General features: G+C 55.7%; 12 protein-coding genes. 2 read left to right on the top strand and 10 right to left on the bottom strand.

Annotated elements, in window-relative coordinates; genetic code table 11:
* The first annotated feature begins 135 nt into the window (after positions 1 to 135).
* On the top strand, positions 136 to 2,922 hold the full coding sequence (locus M5D89_RS05790; RefSeq protein WP_248884889.1) for a bifunctional YncE family protein/alkaline phosphatase family protein: 2,787 nt from the start codon (positions 136 to 138) through the stop codon (positions 2,920 to 2,922).
* A gap of 93 nt (positions 2,923 to 3,015) precedes the next feature.
* Here the strand turns inward: M5D89_RS05790 and M5D89_RS05785 are convergent, their stop codons facing one another.
* From M5D89_RS05785 to M5D89_RS05735, 10 genes are all read right to left on the bottom strand, one after another.
* Positions 3,016 to 4,116 (bottom strand): phosphorylase family protein, encoded by a 1,101-nt coding sequence (locus M5D89_RS05785; protein WP_248884888.1) that lies wholly within the window; start codon positions 4,114 to 4,116, stop codon positions 3,016 to 3,018.
* 44 nt (positions 4,117 to 4,160) lie between these two features.
* The gene (locus M5D89_RS05780) at positions 4,161 to 6,497 is read right to left on the bottom strand and encodes a TonB-dependent receptor (protein WP_248884887.1); all 2,337 of its coding nucleotides are present in this window, start codon (positions 6,495 to 6,497) and stop codon (positions 4,161 to 4,163) included.
* A 319-nt stretch (positions 6,498 to 6,816) separates the two neighbouring features.
* A complete protein-coding gene (locus tag M5D89_RS05775; protein ID WP_248884886.1) occupies positions 6,817 to 7,662 on the bottom strand; it encodes a CmcJ/NvfI family oxidoreductase in 846 nt (281 codons plus the stop codon).
* On the bottom strand, positions 7,659 to 8,123 hold the full coding sequence (gene cdd / locus M5D89_RS05770) for a cytidine deaminase (RefSeq protein WP_248884885.1): 465 nt from the start codon (positions 8,121 to 8,123) through the stop codon (positions 7,659 to 7,661). Before cdd ends, M5D89_RS05775 begins: the two co-directional genes overlap by 4 nt.
* Positions 8,120 to 9,499, bottom strand: a complete 1,380-nt coding sequence (locus M5D89_RS05765) for a purine-cytosine permease family protein (RefSeq protein ID WP_248884884.1) — start codon at positions 9,497 to 9,499, stop codon at positions 8,120 to 8,122. Before M5D89_RS05765 ends, cdd begins: the two co-directional genes overlap by 4 nt.
* Positions 9,492 to 11,006: an NCS1 family nucleobase:cation symporter-1 gene (locus M5D89_RS05760; RefSeq protein WP_248884883.1), complete on the bottom strand. Its 1,515-nt coding sequence runs from the start codon at positions 11,004 to 11,006 to the stop codon at positions 9,492 to 9,494. Before M5D89_RS05760 ends, M5D89_RS05765 begins: the two co-directional genes overlap by 8 nt.
* A 2-nt stretch (positions 11,007 to 11,008) precedes the next feature.
* Positions 11,009 to 12,478, bottom strand: coding sequence for a dihydropyrimidinase (hydA, locus tag M5D89_RS05755; protein ID WP_248884882.1), 1,470 nt, complete (start codon positions 12,476 to 12,478; stop codon positions 11,009 to 11,011).
* Between the two features lie 3 nt (positions 12,479 to 12,481).
* Positions 12,482 to 13,807: an NAD-dependent dihydropyrimidine dehydrogenase subunit PreA gene (gene preA / locus M5D89_RS05750; protein ID WP_248884881.1), complete on the bottom strand. Its 1,326-nt coding sequence runs from the start codon at positions 13,805 to 13,807 to the stop codon at positions 12,482 to 12,484.
* Entirely contained in the window at positions 13,807 to 15,120 is a 1,314-nt protein-coding gene (locus tag M5D89_RS05745; protein ID WP_283102963.1) for an FAD-dependent oxidoreductase, read from the bottom strand. Before M5D89_RS05745 ends, preA begins: the two co-directional genes overlap by 1 nt.
* A 27-nt stretch (positions 15,121 to 15,147) precedes the next feature.
* On the bottom strand, positions 15,148 to 16,113 hold the full coding sequence (locus tag M5D89_RS05735) for a nitrilase-related carbon-nitrogen hydrolase (protein WP_248884880.1): 966 nt from the start codon (positions 16,111 to 16,113) through the stop codon (positions 15,148 to 15,150).
* A 248-nt stretch (positions 16,114 to 16,361) separates the two neighbouring features.
* On the opposite strand from M5D89_RS05735, the gene aptA reads away from it, so the two are divergent.
* Positions 16,362 to 17,672 carry an omega-aminotransferase AptA gene (gene aptA, locus M5D89_RS05730; protein ID WP_248884879.1) on the top strand — a complete coding sequence of 437 codons (1,311 nt, stop codon included), beginning with the start codon at positions 16,362 to 16,364 and terminating at the stop codon, positions 17,670 to 17,672.
* Positions 17,673 to 17,790 lie beyond the last annotated feature (118 nt).

Genomic DNA, 17,790 nt, shown 5'->3' with positions numbered 1-17,790 from the left:
CTGCATGGACTGTCCGGATGAGCTTCGCCTCTGATTGGGAACGCTTTTGAGCCATTTATAAAACGACAATCTGCTCGATGCTGGGCGGCATCAAGTAGAATGGATACCTTCACAACATAGAGGACAAATATAACTATGAAATTTAGAACACGTACTCTTTGGCTATCCCTGTTTGCCGCACTGCCGTGGATCTTGCCACAGAGTGCCCATGCCTACACGGCTGCAGAAAACACCCGCGATGTGACCGCCGCGGTAGAGCTGACCGCTGCCAACGAAGGCGACTATACTCACGTCCTACCCACGGGCCGGATTGTGTCGCCAGTGGGAAGCATCAATGGCGCGCCCAACTTTGTCACCGACATTCAGGCCCTAGGGCATGATGTACTTACCTTGAACAATGGCGCCACCCGGACCCAAGCGGTCACCCTGTATGATGGGCAGACCCTGAAAAAGCTCGGACAGGCGGTGGGCTTCAAAGGCGATGTCGATAAGAAAACGGCTTTACCCGGTACCACCAGCATTGGTCATCAAAGCTTTTTCCAGGGCTTGGCCACGGGGAAGGATGGGCGAGTGTACGTAGCCGGAGGCTTCAGCGACGATGTATTGGCCTTGCAAGAGCGGGGGAAACACTTCACCGTCATCCATCGCTATCCACTCGAGTGGCAGTCTTTCCCCAAAGACCAATACCCCTATGAGTATCAGAGTCATGACAACGGAAAGCCAAAGCTCTTCTACCCGGACGCGGTGGTGCTGAGTCCGCACGAGCACTATGCGTATGTGACCGGCATGCTGGCCAACAGCCTGGCCAGGATTGATCTGGTCACGGGACAGACCACCTATTTGAACGTCGGTCCCTACCCATTTGCCGTATGCCTGGCAGACGGTGGAAGCAGGTTGGTGGTCAGTCTCTGGGGAGGCAATGCGGTCGCGGTCATTGATCGAGCGGCCTGGAAGCTGGTCGGTACGGTGTCGGTGGGGCCGGATACGGGCCCGAATAACCGTGGGGCGGGTGTGCATCCCACGGCATTGGCGGCGGTTCCAGGTACGCCAGACGTACTCGTCGCGCTTGCCAACGTGGACCGTGTGGCACGCGTAGATACTCAGACGCTGAAAACCACCGGCTATCTGAACGACAGCCCCTACCCCGATGCCCCTCCCGGAAGTTATCCCGACGACGTGATGGTTTGGCATGACCGAGTCTTCGTGGCAAACGCCGGCAATGATGATGTTGCGGTCTTCGATTTGCATAGTGGCAAGCCACTCGGCTTGATCCCCACGGGTTGGTATCCCACGGCGCTCACTGAACATCAGGGGACACTATATATTGCGGCCGCCAAAGGCCTGGGGTCTGGGCCCAATGTGGAACACCAGTGGGTGGGCGATATGATGGATGGGCTCATCCAACAGGTATCGCTGCAGGATCTTTCTGCACACCTACCCGCATGGACAGAAACCGCGCTGCATAATGATGGATTTACCACGGCACAACGCACTGCGCGTCATGAAGCCGACGTCAAAGTCACCCATTTCTTGCGTCAGCACATTCGCTATGTGGTCTTCATCTTGCGCGAGAATAAGACCTTTGACGAGGACCTGGGAGACTACCAACCCGCCGGCGCGCGCGCCGATCCGCAGTTAGCGCTCTATCATCCCAAGGAACTGCCCAATCTCTTCTCCTGGGCAAAACATGACACCTTGTTCGTGAACTTCATGGCGGATGGTGAAGTAACAGCACAAGGTCATCAGTGGACCACGGCGGCCTCAGATTCCGACTTCGTCCAGCGGACCTGGCCAGAGTACTATTCCGGCCGAGGTCTGGTGGCCAATCCTGGCTGGACACAATCCCTGGTACCTGGGGGCGCTACAGGGACTGGGGGCATACCTCAAGGGGTGGATAATCCCTATGCCATCTACGACAATCTGTCGGCCCTGGGTAAGTGGTCGAACCCGTGGATCAGCTATCCAGGGAGACTATTCATTTTCAATGACCTGCTGCAGCACCATATCCCCTTTGAAGACTTTGGGGAATTTGTGTCACGCTCTGAGGCGGGCAATATCTCCGCTGCCATGAAGACCCACTTGGCTACCAGCTTCCCCGGCTGGGACCGCATGATTCTCGATACCTATCGCGCGAAAAAGGCAATCTCCTGGCTCAAGGCCCATCCGGGCAAGGCCTTCCCACATTTTGTCTACATCTGGCTACCCGATGACCATACAGCGGGTCGGCAGCCCTGCTACTACACGCCGGATTATTATGTCGCCAACAACGATCATGCTACGGCAGAGTTCGTGCACTATCTCTCCACCACTCCAGAGTGGAAACATATGGTGGTGTTCCTCACCGAAGATGACGCGCAATCGGGTGCGGATCACATCAACGCCCATCGCACCTTTGCCGTGGCACTGGGGCCCTGGGTCAAGCGCGGCCATCTGGAAACCCGCCGCTACTCCCAGGTCAATATTCTGAAAACGACAGAAGCAATCTTTGGGCTCCCGCCCATGTCTCAGTGGGATCAGAATGCCTCGGTGTTTGCAGGCATTTGGCGCCGGCATCCCGATGATGCAGAGGTCCCCATGCTGCCCATGCAAGTTCCCCTGGCTTTCAATCCAGGGACCTGTGACAACTACACCCTCATGCGTCGAGAGGCCGGTGCCACTGGTCACTATCTTTCCCCCAACTGGGTAAAGCACTGGTTTGTGGAGCATCAAACCCAAACGGGAGCGAGTCTTCCCCCTCCAGCGAAGGGCGAGAGCTATTCCCCAACCGCCTTACTCAAGGTGCCTGGGCCTGAGCAGATGCGTCAGGAATGGATTGGCAGTGAGGGGGACAAGAGCTACCATCACGTGATGACGTATCTGCACAAGCTCGCCAAGGCGCATCATGCACCATTGGCGGCTTATCAGGCGGGAGAAGTGGAGTAATCCATCGGGAATGCTAGCGCCATGTGCGCTGCATTCCCGGGCGGCAAACAGCGTGCGAGCTAACGGCGTCTTGCCGGAAGGCCGTGGCGAACGTCAACGAAGGACGCCATTCTTTTTGGTCCAGTCCTGTACTTCCTTGGGCGCCACCACGGCTTGTTTGAAGACCCCACGGGGGTACGGATTAGCGTATCCGCCAATGTCCCCTCCTTGGGTCTCCGCTTTGTCATGCGCCATTTCCTTTATCATCTGCAACACAATGCGATTGGAACGCTCCTGGGCATAAACGGAACAACGATGAAAATAGCCATCCATCTTTGTCGGTACATTCATTGCCGCATCGGATATGGTATGGATCTCCACAAAAGGCGTCTTCGTCAACGACGACACCAATGCGATGGGATAATTCCCGGCCTCATCCACCTCATGAAATACCTCCGTACTTGCCCTGATAGCATCCACGTTCCGCAACCACGCGGCGCCCGATCCCTGAGTGCCATATTCCATGATCCAGGGACGGCGTCCGTCTTTGGCGTGTAAGATGGCAGATGGCGTAAATTGTGCAACCGAGTTCGCCGCCCGGTACGCCATGGCGACTAATCGTGGCGCGCTATATAGATATTCCGGGTTAGGATTACCGTCTTTGTATCCCTCTTTATCGCTAACCAACGCTGTAAACTGCCCTGGGACGACCTTACCCGCCGCTGTAGTCATGTAATTACTGAAATTCACTACCCTGGCGCCAATGACCACATCGCCCATGGTCAGCATCGGTAGATGGGAACCTGCCGTGCCTGGATCGATGAGCATCTTTGGACGAAACGTTGTTTCCATCAAGTAGGTGTCTATAGCCGTCATGCTAAAACTGCCAATCGGAGGCGGTGACGATAGCACAACCGCGACGCCGTCTATTTTTCCTGTTGCATAAGTGAATAGGCCGATTTTATAGTATTGCGTGCCCTTCATCACCTGGACATACTGGGAATAGGTGTCAGGACTGCTCGGGAGCATGATCCCGACAGTGGGTGAAGAGAATGATCTGATCGGAAGATTCACTGCGGCAACATTCGCTACCCCATCCTTTGCTAGCGCAGAATCCACTACCCCACAGACAAGTCCCACCCCAACGCCAACACGCACTCCAATCACCAACCATTTTTTAATCATCGCGCGCTCCGAAAAAAGGGAGAGGACCATCTCCTCTCCCTACCTACTAGTAGATCACCGCGGTATGCCCAGGCTCAATCAAAACGCACGCTGACATTCCCACCAACAAAAACGGGTGCCCCTGCCTGACCCTGGAGGTAAGAGAATGGCTTCAGCACCTGCTCGGCGTAGACCAGATAATTGTTATTGAGGATATTATCCGCATACAGCCCCAATTTGACCGATTTGATCATTTGCCAATGCACTGGTAACTCATAAGATGCAGAAAAGTCCAAGGTGTCATAGGCTGGCAACGTCAGCCCAATGGTCTGGCCCTTGTTGGTGGCCATATATTGGCGACCAACAAAGTGCCCGGTAAGCGCTGCATACAGACCACCACTCTGATACTTCACTCCCGCCGACGCCGTGTAAGTAGGCACGTAGGGGCGATACTCCCCTGGATACGAGGTGCCATTGGTGCCCACGGATAATGTGGCATATTTGGCGCTGGTATAGTTATACGAACCAAACAACCCCACATGATCTTCTACAGGAATATCCAACCCCAAGGTCACACCTTGATACAGGGCAGAGCCATTATTGTATTCAAAGGTTTGGCCCGTCGCCGAGTCATAATACTCGCTGAAGATGTTACTGAAGTTTCTACGAAAGAAGGACAGACTGCCGGAGAAGTAGGGTCCTGAATATCGCGCACCGAAGTCATAGCTGATATCCCCTTCCGGCTTTACACTAATCGCGGCTGGAGTGGGACTGACACCAATCGCCGAGTAATACGCGCTGATGTTGGGGACTTTATTGGTCTTACCTACACTAAAGAATAGGTTGACGTCATGGATGGGCGTATATGAAAAGCCAAGAGACGGCTCCCAAAAGTAGTAGGTGTTGTCCACATGGCCACCATAGGTATAGTAATAGCCAGTCACATCATCACAACCAGTGCTGACGATGTTATACTTCACCCCAGGATAAACATGCAACTTGCCGTCAAGGAGGTCAATGTTATCCTGCAGATAGACATAATTGTAATTTCTGGTATCGTGCTCGTCCCAAGCATTGTTATATCCATCGATGTTGGGCACTGGACTACTGCCATACCAATATTCAGCGCTATGATCTTGACTATAGTCTACCATAGCACCCAACTCTACCGTATTGTGCGGCGCAAATATTGATACGGAAGGCAGGAAGCCGACACTCTGAATATCGTCAATATAATTATGGTACTGAGTACCATTGATGCCAGAGCCAAACAATGCAGCAGGATCGTAGCTATTGTTCTGTGATGGCGGGGAGGCCCAAGGCTCCAGATTGGTTCCTACTGGGTAGCCTTGATAGAAGGCATAGCCGTAATGGCTCGGATTATAGTAGGCAGCATTGGTGAATGAAGTCCGATTTGCTGCCTGTTGCTGAATGAACACTTTGGTTTTGGCCATCATGTATTCGTTAAGGAGACTCTTCCAGGACATAATTACATTCAGTGCGTGGGTGTGCGTAGCACTGTATGCCACACCCAGCGGCGCCTGATAGGAGCGACCATATTTGCTGATCAGTGCGAGCGGCACCAAAGACGGTTGACGTGCCTGTTCATTGTTGTATACCGCTACCAACTTGATCTGCGACAAGCCATTGTTATAGGGCTGTACGACAGCAGCATAGTAGGAATTAATATCCGCGTAAATATTATTCAGAAAACTGGGGGCATGGGTATAGGAGTACTTGAACAACATTTCCGTTCCAGTGCCCGGCAATGCACCAGAATTCACCGCGAATCCAGAAGTATAGTTTCCTCCGCGATATCCATACTTTCCACCCGAGGCGTTCATGTCCACATAGAAGTCTTCGGTCGGCAGTGCCGGCTCATAAGAAATCGTTCCGCCAAGTGAATTGATACCATTTTGTGATGGCTGATTGGCACCGCTGTAGACCTTGACCGTAGAGATCTGGCCCATGGTCAGCGGCGTGTAGGCGTGGTCACTACCAGTGCCCCCCGCACCACCACGAAAGGTATTGATGATCGGTACCCCGTCAAAGTTAGAGGCCATCTGACTGCTGGTGAACCCTTGGTACGTAAATTCGTTATCAGTGGCAGAAAGATTTCCCGGCCCCTGGGAGATGACATTCATTCCTGGCACATGCTTCAATACTGACTGAAAGTTCTGTGCTGGAGAGGCATGTTCTACCGTTTTCTTGTTGACTGAGGTGACTGCTTTCTCCGGCGGAGCAATACGCTTTACCCCTTGGATATTCGTTACCACCGCAGTACTTTCTGCAGTTGCCGTCACTGGCACCACCGGGGCTACGTCGGCTGCCATTACCTGGCCTACATAGACCAAGGGAAGCGCCGACCACAGCGCCGTTAATAAATAGTTCTGTCGCAGTCTACGCCCACACTTCCGAGCACTTCTTTTCATTTCGTCTCCCTCCAATAGTTCACAATAAACTCCCATATTCAAAGGACCGCTCTGGCCCCGGAGATATCACATTCTCCTACATCGGTACCCGCGCTACTTTTACTGTGGCCAGTAAACAACAATAGAAGGATGGAATTAAAGTGCTTTTTTTTCCTATTAGAGATTCAAAAAGTGCAACAGTAACTGCAATAGCCGAGAACCAGAAAGTCTATATCATATAGTACATGGGCGTGTTTATTTTGGATCTTGACTTTTGATGGATCGAAGAACTGTTCCCACAACCCAGGCATCAGGCCTTAGCCATGACAGTCTATGACCCCTAGCTCAGAAAAACCCCAATCCGATATTCGCAGCTGATCCGGCTCGGGCGGCGGAAAGATGCCTCAGAATTATCCACCGCAGCGTGAAAGCAGCCTGCGGTGACCGGGACGGAGGGGTCCTTATCGAGAGAAAAGGATTGAAAGACGATCATTTCATCGTCCCGCATAGACGAAAAATAGCACCAGTCATGGTCCGCGGAATAACGCAGGCGTAAAAAATTGCTGAGTTGACCATCTGGACTGCCCGGCAATGCTTCCCGCCCAAGGACAATATCCCGCGAGACGACGCTCTCCCTGCTTACCATCCCCAAGGGCATGAAGTCGTCGTAATCCGGCTGCAATACCCTCCACACATTGAAGACCTGATAGGCGCGAACGTCAGCACAGGCAAAACGCTCCTTCCATGCATTGGCGTTATCGAGGCTGGTGAAACACGCCAGGGTACGCCAGTACTCTTCGGCGGATCGGCTGTAATCTGCATGCAGGCACGGCACAACGCCGCCCTCCTGGGACCGCCGCAGGGTCATATATTGGGACTGTGCAAACAGGGTGTGCATCGTGCTCGGTAGCAGGGATTCCACCACCTCACAGGCATCACGGAAGGTCTTTGCCTGGAAGTCCGCCTGCCCATACTCTACCCGTCTGCCCGATGCCAAGGTAAAGCCCGATTGCTCAAGGAGCGAGGATGTGGAGGAGCGGTGGAGATCTTCGCGGGCGTCGCGCACCCGGCACGGCACGCTCAGCATTTCTGTGCAATGAAAATTGTCGGTGGGAGACTGGTAGACATCATGAGGATAATCCGAGGGTAGGTAACCTCGAATAGGGGCCGCAAGCGTCTTGATCATTGACCGAGTTCCGCCCGACCCAGATTCTGGGGACCGAAACTATGGGGGAACAAGCTCGAAAAGGCAGCCCCTTCCACTGGCCCTTCCCAGGTAGCGGTAAAAATCCATAGCTCCGGGAGAGCGAACTCGTTGAGGCGCTGACGGCAGCTACCACAAGGCCAGGCGGGTTTGTCGCCTTGGCAGACGATGAAAGCAGCACGCAAGGGCATGACCCCCAAAGTTGCGACCAGGTGACCAATAGCGGAGGCCTCAGCACAGAGGCCGGAGGGATAGGCGGCATTTTCCACATTAGCGCCAGGGACAATGTCTCCGGTTTTGGTGAGTAGCGCGGCACCCACTCGGTAACGGGAATAAGGCGCATAGGCGCGTTCCAGTGCCTGTGAGGCGGCTCGGCGCAGTGCGATCAATTGTTCGGGTGCCACAGGTGATAATGGCCCCGCAGGAGATGGCGCTCGCGTCATGCTACCTCCCAAGTCCACGTTTTACCCCACAAGAGCAATCCTGCACCATAGAGCAACGCCGCCAATAGGGCAGACAATACTTGCCAGGGCAAGGCAGGCTGCCAGGATGCCGGAATCCAGGCTCCCACCATCTGATCCATGCCAATGGCCAACAGCAGGGCGAATAGGGCCCACAAGGCCGGCCAGGACCAGACCTTGGGTGCGCCCCTCCCACCGGGATAAAACTGGGCTGCAGGCATGCGGTAGTAACGCCCATGAAACCAATCAACCACCAAGATGAAGGTAAAGGGAAACAATAATTCGCCCAAGACGTTCAGGAACCCCTCGATAACATTCAGAATACCAAGTATGGCCAGCAAGGTAGAAAAACATCCCAAACTGATCACTACTAGGGGCTGCAGCCACGCCGGGCTCTGGCGTTCGGCAACATTGACGACGGCCAAGAGTTTGGTCACTGCCGGGTAGAGGTTCATGGCGTTGGTGTGGGCAATGGCGAGGATAACGCCCACCGCCGAGATTTCTCCCCACACGGGCAACTCTTTGCCCAGCAAAGCGATATTCCAATCACCGGTCATCTCTAAGGCCACCAGACCCAAAATGCCCATGAACAAGACCGCGGACATGACGCCCAAAGCGGGCATGGCCGCATACTGTAGAGAGCGAGACATGGCCTCGCCAGGAACCCAAGGCGTACAGAATCGAGTGACCGTAGGGAAGTCGTAGGCCCACGCCAATAGACTGAAACTGAGAATCAGATCAATGTCTCGGCCCCAAGGGACCGCGCCGTCGGCTACGGGCAAGGTAAACGCGTAGCGAGAAAACAGATACCAGGTGAGCACGGCGTAGCAGAGCAAAAACAGTACTGCCGTATATTTATAAAACTTTTCCAGGACTTCCATACCAAAAAAAACCAGACCGATCTGTAGCGCCCCTAGCAACAGGTACCAGGTGAGACCGTACCCCGGAAACAGACTATCCAGAATCCGGCCGCCCACATCGGTATTCAAGCCAAACCACCCGGCACCAACAACGGTATACAGGAGCGCCATGAGGGTAGCACCGGCCATGCCAAAGGTGCGCCGGGCCATGATCATGGAGATGATGGGCACCTGGCGTCCCATGTGGGCTAGCAGCAACCCCGGCAGAAAACCCACCGCCGTTGCGAGAAGGACCAAATAGACAAAATGGGTTAAACCCACATTTTTGAGGAGGAGCCCGATCACTGGCGTGGTTGCCGAGGCGGAAGCCAGTGCCCAGATGAGGAAGAGCATCCCCGGGCCCATGTTGCGGTATGCATCGGGCACGGGTGCGACGCCGAAACTCTCTACTTGGGTGATTTCTACCGGAGGCGGAGTCCTGTGCACGGAATCAGGCATACTGCCTCCGTGGTGCCCGACGGCGGCGGCCCAGCTGCAGGATAAGGTAGCCTACTCCCGCTACCCCAAAGGTCCATAACCAGCCATAGGTATAGATACGATCCAGAAAATCGGGGTTTTTGACGATACCGCCGGGGGTCCCGGCTGCGGTCAGGAATCCGGGGATCAAGGGCAAAATGGCCACCGCCATGGCGACGAACGCTGGCCAGTTCCACCGGCCGTAGGAGCTCTGCACCCGGTACAGTTCTCTAAGCATCAGATCCTGCCTACGCCATAACCAATAGTCCGCAATCATCACCCCAGCAATCGCGCCCAGTAAACTCCCATATCCCGCCAGCCAAGTAAAAATGTAGGCGCCCGCATGCTCCATCAAAAGCCATGGGCACATCAAGATTCCCACGATACCCGTCATCCATCCGCCCATGCGGAAACTGATCCAGCGCGGCGCCAGGTTGGAAAAGTCGTTAGAAGGGGAAACTACATTGGCGCCCATGTTGATGCTGGTCTGAGCCAGCAGGATGACACCAAGGGCGAGGAGCAAGAGCAGTCCGTTATGGGTGATATGGGGAATCAGTTCGATGGGGTTCCACAAGGCCTGATGAAAAACGCCAAGGGCAGCCGCAGTGACAAACAATCCGACAAAACTCGTGCCCATCATTCCTAGGGGCAAGCCAATAGACTGGCCAATCAACTGGGCGCGCTGGGAGGTGGCGTAGCGGGTAAAATCGGGAATGTTCAGACTCAGAGTCGCCCAATTCCCCACGTTGGCGGCGAGGCCTGGCCAGAACAGCTCCCAAAACGTGTAAGACGACGGCGCAGATAATTGGGTGGATGCCTGAAGCGTGGCGAGAAAGCCAGGTCCAACACTGAGCGCCCAAATCATCAAGGCCAACAACAAAAACAGAAGAATCGGCGCTGCACCACTTTCAAAGCGCTTGATCGCCCCCATGCCACGGGAAACGATGGCCATCTGCACCAGCCAAAATGCCCCAAAGGCCAGAAATTCATGGCCCGCAACGCCTCCCCACGCCGCCCAGAAATGCCCCAGGAGCGTGGACAATGCCAAACCACCGAGCCAGGTCTGGATACCAAACCAGCCACAGCCCACCAGCCCGCGGGCCATGGCCGCGACCTTGGCGCCCTCGGTGCCAAAGGCAGCGCGCACAAACACCGGGAAAGGGATGCCAAAGCGCACCCCCACCCAGGCGTTCAACAACATCGGGACCAATACAATCAGATTGCCCAAGGTGATGGTGATCAGCGCCTGCCACCAAAGCATACCCGCTGCCATCAAACCCGAGGCCAGGGTGTAATTGGTCAAGGCTGCGGACATACTGATCCAGAGGGCCGTGTAGTTCCAGGTGCCCCAGCTACGCCGCGACTGGGGAATCGGCGCCAAGTCCCCATTGTACAAAGGCGACTGTTCCGCCTCCGCGCACAAAGCCTCCCAATCTGCCCCCTCGGGAACGGCGATCGCCCCCTGGGTTGCCGGCGTATCCGTAGCCATGGTCATGGTCTCCATGCCGAACTGGCAGCAGTTGAACGCGCCACGGAACGCATGGGATGCCGTTCATTCTGGCGCCGTTGGGCTTCCATATAGGCCGGAAACGCGGGCCGATCCACGTACCTACCGGCACCTGCGGTTGCCAATAGCTTTCCGTCGGCACAGGCCATTTGACCATTGCTCACGGTGTACGCTGGGCCACCGGTGACTTCCATGCCCTCAAAGACATTGAAATCGACCCGCTGGTGTTGGGTCTCGGCGCGAATCGTGCGTCGTAGGCTCGGATCCCAGACGACCAGATCGGCATCCGCGCCTGGCTGCACTACCCCTTTGCGGGGATAGAGATTAAAAATCCGCGCTGCGTTGCTGGATGTGAGGGCCACAAAGTCATTCGGCGATAGACGACCCATGTTGACGCCGTGGTGCCACAGCACCGCCATGCGGTCCTCTACCCCCCCCGTGCCGTTGGGGATTTTGGCAAAGTCCTCTCGCCCCATGGCCTTTTGCTCGCCACAAAAGCAACAGTGGTCCGTTGCCGTGGTCTGCAGCACACCGCCGGACAGGGCGTCCCAGAGTGCCTCTTGGTGCGCCCGCGGGCGGAATGGCGGGCTCATGACGTGGGCGGCAGCGCGGCCCCAGTCCCGATCGTAATAGACGGACTCATCGATCAGGAGATGTTGGGTGAGGCATTCGCCAAATACCCGTTGTCCCTGACGCCTTGCAGCAGCTATGGCGTCCACGGACTCTATGACGGAATTATGCACCAGATACAGGGGCACCCCCAGAATGCTGGCGATCTGGATGACCCGCTGCGCCGCTTCGCCTTCCACTTTGGGTGGGCGGGATTGGGGATGTCCCTCAGGGCCCACGATGCCCTTCTTCAAGAGCAATTTTTGTAGATAGTCCACCAGTTCGCCATTTTCCGCATGGACCGTGGGCAAGGCCCCCAATTCCAGGGCACGGGGGAAACTTTGGGTGAGCACGCCATCATCGGCCATGATGGCGCCCTTATAGGCCATAAAATGCTTGAAGCTATTGACCCCCCAGTCGCGAACCAGGGTGCCCATATCGTCGTACACGGATTCATCCCACCACGTTACCGCGACGTGAAAGGAATAATCGCAGCAACTTTTTTCCGCCCATTGCCGCCACTTATGGTAGGCATCGAGCAGGCGTTCGCCCGGGCTGGGAATGACAAAATCGATGATCATCGTCGTGCCGCCTGCCAAGGCCGCGGCCGTGCCAGAGTAGAAATCTTCACTCGCTACTGTGCCCATGAAGGGCAGCTGCATATGGGTGTGGGGATCGATTCCGCCCGGCATGACCAACTGTCCCCGAGCGTCGATGACGGTCTCTATACCCAGCGTCGATAAGCCTGGCTCTACGGCCACGATTCTCCCACCCTCACACAGCACGTCCGCGCTGAAACTGCGGTCCGCATTGACTACTGTGCCATTTTTGATCAACAGAGACATCAGCTATTCCTCCAGCCGAAAAGGAGAGACACTACTGCCCCGAAGAGGATTATTGGGGTGCTCTGTCCAGTTCAACGGCTCTAGAGATACCAGCGATCCCGTGCGTGGGTCCACCACCCCCGCGCGCATTGGCAACATACTGATACAGCCCGGGACTGGACAAACCGCAACACAAAGATTGCAGCCTACACAGTCCTCTGGCTTGACCTGATAATTCTTTGCACGCGGTGAACGCATAATGGCCTGATGGGAAGTGTCCTCACAGGCAATGAAGCAGCGGCCACAGCCAATGCAACGATCTGCATCAATCTCGGCCTTGGTCACATAGTTCAGATTTAGACGGTTCCAGTCACTGACATTGGCTACCGCCCGCCCCTGTACCTCTGCCAAAGTGCCATATCCCTTCCCCTCCATCCACGTTGCCAAGCCTTCCGCTAGGTCCTCGATGATGCGGAAGCCATAGAGCATGGCTGCCGTACAAACCTGCACATTCCCAGCGCCAAGAACAAGGAACTCAGCTGCGTCAGACCAATTGCTTACGCCACCGATACCGGAAATCGGCAGGTCGCTCAGGTTCGGAGAGCTGGCAATCTCGGCGACCATGTGCAGGGCAATAGGCTTTACTCCCGGCCCACAATAGCCTCCATGCGTACCCTTGCCGTCAATCGTGGGGGTTGGCGCCAAGGTATCCAGATCTACGCCCATCAAAGAATTGACGGTGTTGATCAAGGACACAGCGTCTGCCCCGGCAGACTTCGCTGCGGCTGCGCTCCAGGTGATATCGGTGACATTGGGCGTCAGCTTCACAATCACCGGCAGCGAGGTGTGCCGCTTGGCCATGCGGGTCACCGACTCTACCAATTGTGGTGCTTGCCCCATCGCCGACCCCATGCCACGTTCTGACATGCCGTGCGGGCAGCCGAGATTCAATTCGATCCCGTCCGCGCCTGTGGCCTCGATTTCCGGTAACCAGCGCGCCCAATGCGCTTCCTCCAGGGGAAACATCACCGACACGACCAAGGCGCGATCTGGCCAACGCGCCTTGACGCGGGCAATTTCTTCCAGATTGATACCGATTGCCCGATCGCTGATCAGTTCAATGTTGTTGAACCCCTGCACGCGCTGATTGTCACCGCGCCAAAAACCATACCGAGGGCCGTTGACGTTGACGACGGGTGGATCGATACCCAAGGTTTTCCAGACCACCCCGCCCCAGCCCGCGGCAAAGGCACGTTCGACATTCACCTCACGATCGGTCGGCGGAGCCGAAGCAAGCCAAAAGGGGTTCAGGGAGGAAATGCCCGCGAAGGTGCTCTGCAGGGATACCATCAGGCGGCCTCCTGCTTCCAGTCGGACAGTATGGAAACCACGGCTCTCTTGGCATCAGCGACGGCCTGCACGGTGAGGTCGCTGCTGCGCCCGGCGCAGTCGCCTACTGCCCAGACATCGGGAAGACTGCTACGCCCTGCGTCATCGACAGCAATCTTACCATGCGCGTCCAAGGCCAGAGACATGAGCTCTGCATCCTCCACCCAGGCGCCGCGATCCAGGCACTGGCCTATGGCGGTGAAGATTTGATCGACCTGCCAACACTCCGGCTTACCCGCAGGAATCCAAGCACCCTCGGCCCCTGCACGCAGGGGCTCCATGATCAACTCTAGGCCCCCATCTGCTGCCTGCCGAACCTCCAAAGGCCGTAGACCCGGATGGATCAGCACACCCTGTGCCTGCGCCAATTGTCGCTCATGGGCGCTCGCTCCCATATCTTCGATGCCGCGCCGGTAGCAGATATGCACCTCTTCCGCACCAAGGAGTCGGATCTGGATAGCGATATCGATGGCCGTCATCCCTCCTCCGATTACCGCCACTTTCTTACCAACCGGAACGGCCTCACCTCGCCGCATCGCAGCGATGAACGGGACTGCTGCCAATACGCCGGGGAGGTCCTCCCCAGGGATCCGCAATTGTCGCTGCCCTGCCAGACCAATCGCCAAAATCACCGCTCGGTATTGCTGACGCAGGGAGGCCAAGGTGAAATCCGAACCCAACGCGATCCCTCGTACAAATTCGATAGATGGATGGTCCAGCAACCAGGATGCTTCTTTCTGCGCGGCATCATCGAGCATTTTATAGGCCGCGATACCGGTCTCATTCAAACCTCCCGGGTGGCCCGCAGCATCCGACACGGTGACCTGCACCCCCGCTTCAGCAAGTAGCCTGGCAGCTGTCATTCCGGCGGGTCCAGCACCTACCACCGCAACCCGCTGACCTAGAGGATGTGGACGTTCTTTAGCCCTTGGCGTCCATGCCGCCATTGCTGCACGCTGCAAAAGACCGATACGTACCGCGCCCCCCGCATCAGTCAAGCGCACGCACACATTTTCACAGAGCGTCTCCACCGGACAAACACGAGCACAACTCATCCCCAGCGGGTTTTCGCGCAGAATGATGTCGGCGGCTCGCTCGGGCTGCTCGACAGCCAACGCGCGAATAAAGGCAGGAATATCGATCTCGGCCGGACACGCTTGCGTACAAGGAGCATCGTAGCAGTAAAAACACCGCTCCGCCTCCACCGGCAAGTCTTCCTGACTCAGGACTTGCTCCATTCCGCGAAGGCGCTCTGCTACAGCCTGATCGGTCAATGCACTCCACTCCATACCATCTAGTCCTCAAGGTTCGCACAATGGGCCATACAGGTCTGGGCGCCGGTCGCGATAGAATTGCCAGAGATCACGTACCTCTCTGATTTGGTCCAAATCTAGCTCTGCCACGAGCACTTCTTCCTGGTCTCGACTGGCTTGGGAAAAAATCTGTCCACGGGGATTCGCGAAATAACTTTGTCCATAAAATTCCCCAATATTCCATGGTGCTTCCGTACCAATCCGGTTGATCGCACCCACAAAATAACCATTTGCTGCCGCATGGGCAGGCTGTTCCAGCTTCCAGAGATACTCCGACAGCCCTGCGACCGTCGCTGAAGGGTTGAACACCATCTCCGCCCCGTGCAGACCCAGTGCTCGCGCGCCTTCGGGAAAGTGTCGGTCATAACAAATGTACACTCCAACTTTTCCGTAAGCCGTCTGAAATACGGGATATCCCAAGTTCCCGGGCCGAAAAAAGAATTTTTCCCAAAAACCTTGCACTTGAGGGATATGGGTCTTGCGATATTTCCCAAGATAACTCCCATCCGCATCAATCACTGCCGCCGTATTATAGTAAACGCCGGCCATTTCCCATTCATACACCGGAACCACCAGAACCATAGAATATTTTTTGGCATATTCCTGCATGAGTTTTATGGTAGGTCCATCAGGAACTAGCTCCGTCAACGAGTACCATGCAATATCCTGACTGGGACAGAAGTATGGGCCATAAAAGAGCTCCTGCATGCACAGCACCTGCGCACCCTGAGCAGCCGCTGCCTCTATATGCTGCAAATGCCGACCCACCATTTCTGCTTTGATCGCTGCAGGCGTCATTTCTGCTGCGTTTGCAGGCTGCGCGGCCTGTATCAGAGCTGCTTTGACTACTCTACCCATAGAGATTTCCTTGCAATGAAATTCATAATCTGTTTTGAAGTTCAAACAGGCAAGCTTCATGCCATCAAAAATATCAGGGACCAGATACAAACACATATAGGAATCAGTGACAGGTTACAGGAATAGGCTCAACAATCAGAAGTTATCCGTTTCATAAAACTGGTAATAGTGTGAACATTTTTTATACGGATCCTCACGGTGACGCGCACGACAATAATGCATCTGCACCAAATTGAATGCACATAATTGGTGCGGACATAGATTTCGCCGGTAATCAGAATACCGGGATCACTTAGGCACACTACTTGCGTCCTTTTAATATCCTCACTACCTCACGTTTACCCATGACTGCCGAAACCCAGTTCGATGCCTTCTGGATGCCTTTTACCGCCAACCGCCAGTTCAAGGCAGAACCCCGACTCTTGGCACGTGCCAAAGGGATGTTCTATTGGGACACCGAGGGGCGCGAAATTCTTGACGCAACCTCCGGCCTCTGGTGTGTCAACGCGGGTCACTGTAGACAGGAAATTCAGCAGGCCATCATCAAGCAAAGCAGAGAGATGGATTTTGCGCCCACCTTCCAGATCGGACATCCCCTCCCCTTCGCTTTTGCGGAGCGATTGATTCAGCAAACTCCAGCGGGGCTTGACCATGTCTTTTTCACCAATTCGGGGTCTGAGTCTGCCGATACCGCTCTCAAGATCGCCCTCGCCTATCACTACGCGCGAGGAGAGGGAGACCGAACCCTACTCATTGGCCGGGATAAGGCCTACCATGGCGTAGGTTTTGGCGGAATTTCGGTTGGCGGATTACCCAACAACCGCCGCGCCTTTGGAAACCTGCTGCGGGTCGACCACCTGCCGCATACCCTGGATCAAGAGCGCAACCGTTTCTGCCGAGGAATGCCACCGTATAGTGTGGAGCAGGCCGACGCCTTGGAGTCCCTGATCCGTCACCATGGCGCCGAACGGATTGCCGCAGTTATCATTGAGCCGGTAGCAGGGTCTGTCGGGGTCATCGTCCCGCCCGCAGGCTACCTACAACGCCTGCGGGAGATTTGCACAGCGCACGGCATTCTGCTCATCTTTGATGAAGTCATTACCGGCTTTGGGCGTCTGGGAACCCCATTCGCGAGCCAGTTCTTTGACGTGGTGCCTGATATCTTCACGACGGCCAAGGGATTGACGAATGCCGCCGTACCCATGGGTGCCGTCTTTGTCAGCAACGCCATTCACGACACCATGATGACTGGGCCAGCCGAACAAATAGAGTTCTTTCACGGCTATACGTATTCCGGGCATCCTCTCGCCTGCGCAGCAGGCTTGGCTACCCTAGACATCTATGAGAATGAGGGACTCTTCACTCGCGGCGCACAAATGGCACCATCCTTTGCAGCGATGGTGCATAGTCTAGCCGGGCTCCCCCATGTGGTAGATATCCGCAACCTAGGTCTCATGGCCGCCATCGAACTAGAACCGCGATCAGGGAAACCAGGGGAACGCGGCCATGCGGCGTTAGTGCAAGCCTTTGACGCCGGCTTGCTGATCCGGGCGACCGGAGACACCATTGCCCTATCTCCCCCGCTCATTCTCGAATCGGGGCATTTGGACAGGATACAAACCACGCTCCGGCAGGTCCTGAAAACCATCGACTGACGGAGGCATTTCCATCGTCGCGCCATGCATAGCTCCGTGAGAAACCTTGGGGCAGCCACAAAGCAGATGCCAGAGAAATTTCACTGCCTCACGCTAGCTAAGAGGGTAGCCCTGGCCG

The sequence above is a fragment of the Acidithiobacillus acidisediminis genome (genome assembly GCF_023277115.1).
GTDB lineage: Bacteria > Pseudomonadota > Gammaproteobacteria > Acidithiobacillales > Acidithiobacillaceae > Igneacidithiobacillus > Igneacidithiobacillus acidisediminis.
Note: the sequence above shows the minus strand (reverse complement) of the source record. Positions and strands in the feature narration are given on the sequence as shown.

Excerpts from the sequence above, each read along its gene's own strand:
- preA (WP_248884881.1), bottom strand. The coding sequence starts at position 13,807 with ATGGTATCCCTGCAGAGCACCTTCGCGGGCATTTCCTCCCTGAACCCC.
- M5D89_RS05780 (WP_248884887.1), bottom strand. The coding sequence starts at position 6,497 with ATGAAAAGAAGTGCTCGGAAGTGTGGGCGTAGACTGCGACAGAACTAT.
- hydA (WP_248884882.1), bottom strand. The coding sequence starts at position 12,478 with ATGTCTCTGTTGATCAAAAATGGCACAGTAGTCAATGCGGACCGCAGT.
- aptA (WP_248884879.1), top strand. The coding sequence starts at position 16,362 with ATGACTGCCGAAACCCAGTTCGATGCCTTCTGGATGCCTTTTACCGCC.
- M5D89_RS05760 (WP_248884883.1), bottom strand. The coding sequence starts at position 11,006 with ATGGCTACGGATACGCCGGCAACCCAGGGGGCGATCGCCGTTCCCGAG.
- cdd (WP_248884885.1), bottom strand. The coding sequence starts at position 8,123 with ATGACGCGAGCGCCATCTCCTGCGGGGCCATTATCACCTGTGGCACCC.
- M5D89_RS05775 (WP_248884886.1), bottom strand. The coding sequence starts at position 7,662 with ATGATCAAGACGCTTGCGGCCCCTATTCGAGGTTACCTACCCTCGGAT.
- M5D89_RS05735 (WP_248884880.1), bottom strand. The coding sequence starts at position 16,113 with ATGTGTTTGTATCTGGTCCCTGATATTTTTGATGGCATGAAGCTTGCC.
- M5D89_RS05790 (WP_248884889.1), top strand. The coding sequence starts at position 136 with ATGAAATTTAGAACACGTACTCTTTGGCTATCCCTGTTTGCCGCACTG.
- M5D89_RS05765 (WP_248884884.1), bottom strand. The coding sequence starts at position 9,499 with ATGCCTGATTCCGTGCACAGGACTCCGCCTCCGGTAGAAATCACCCAA.
- M5D89_RS05785 (WP_248884888.1), bottom strand. The coding sequence starts at position 4,116 with ATGGTCCTCTCCCTTTTTTCGGAGCGCGCGATGATTAAAAAATGGTTG.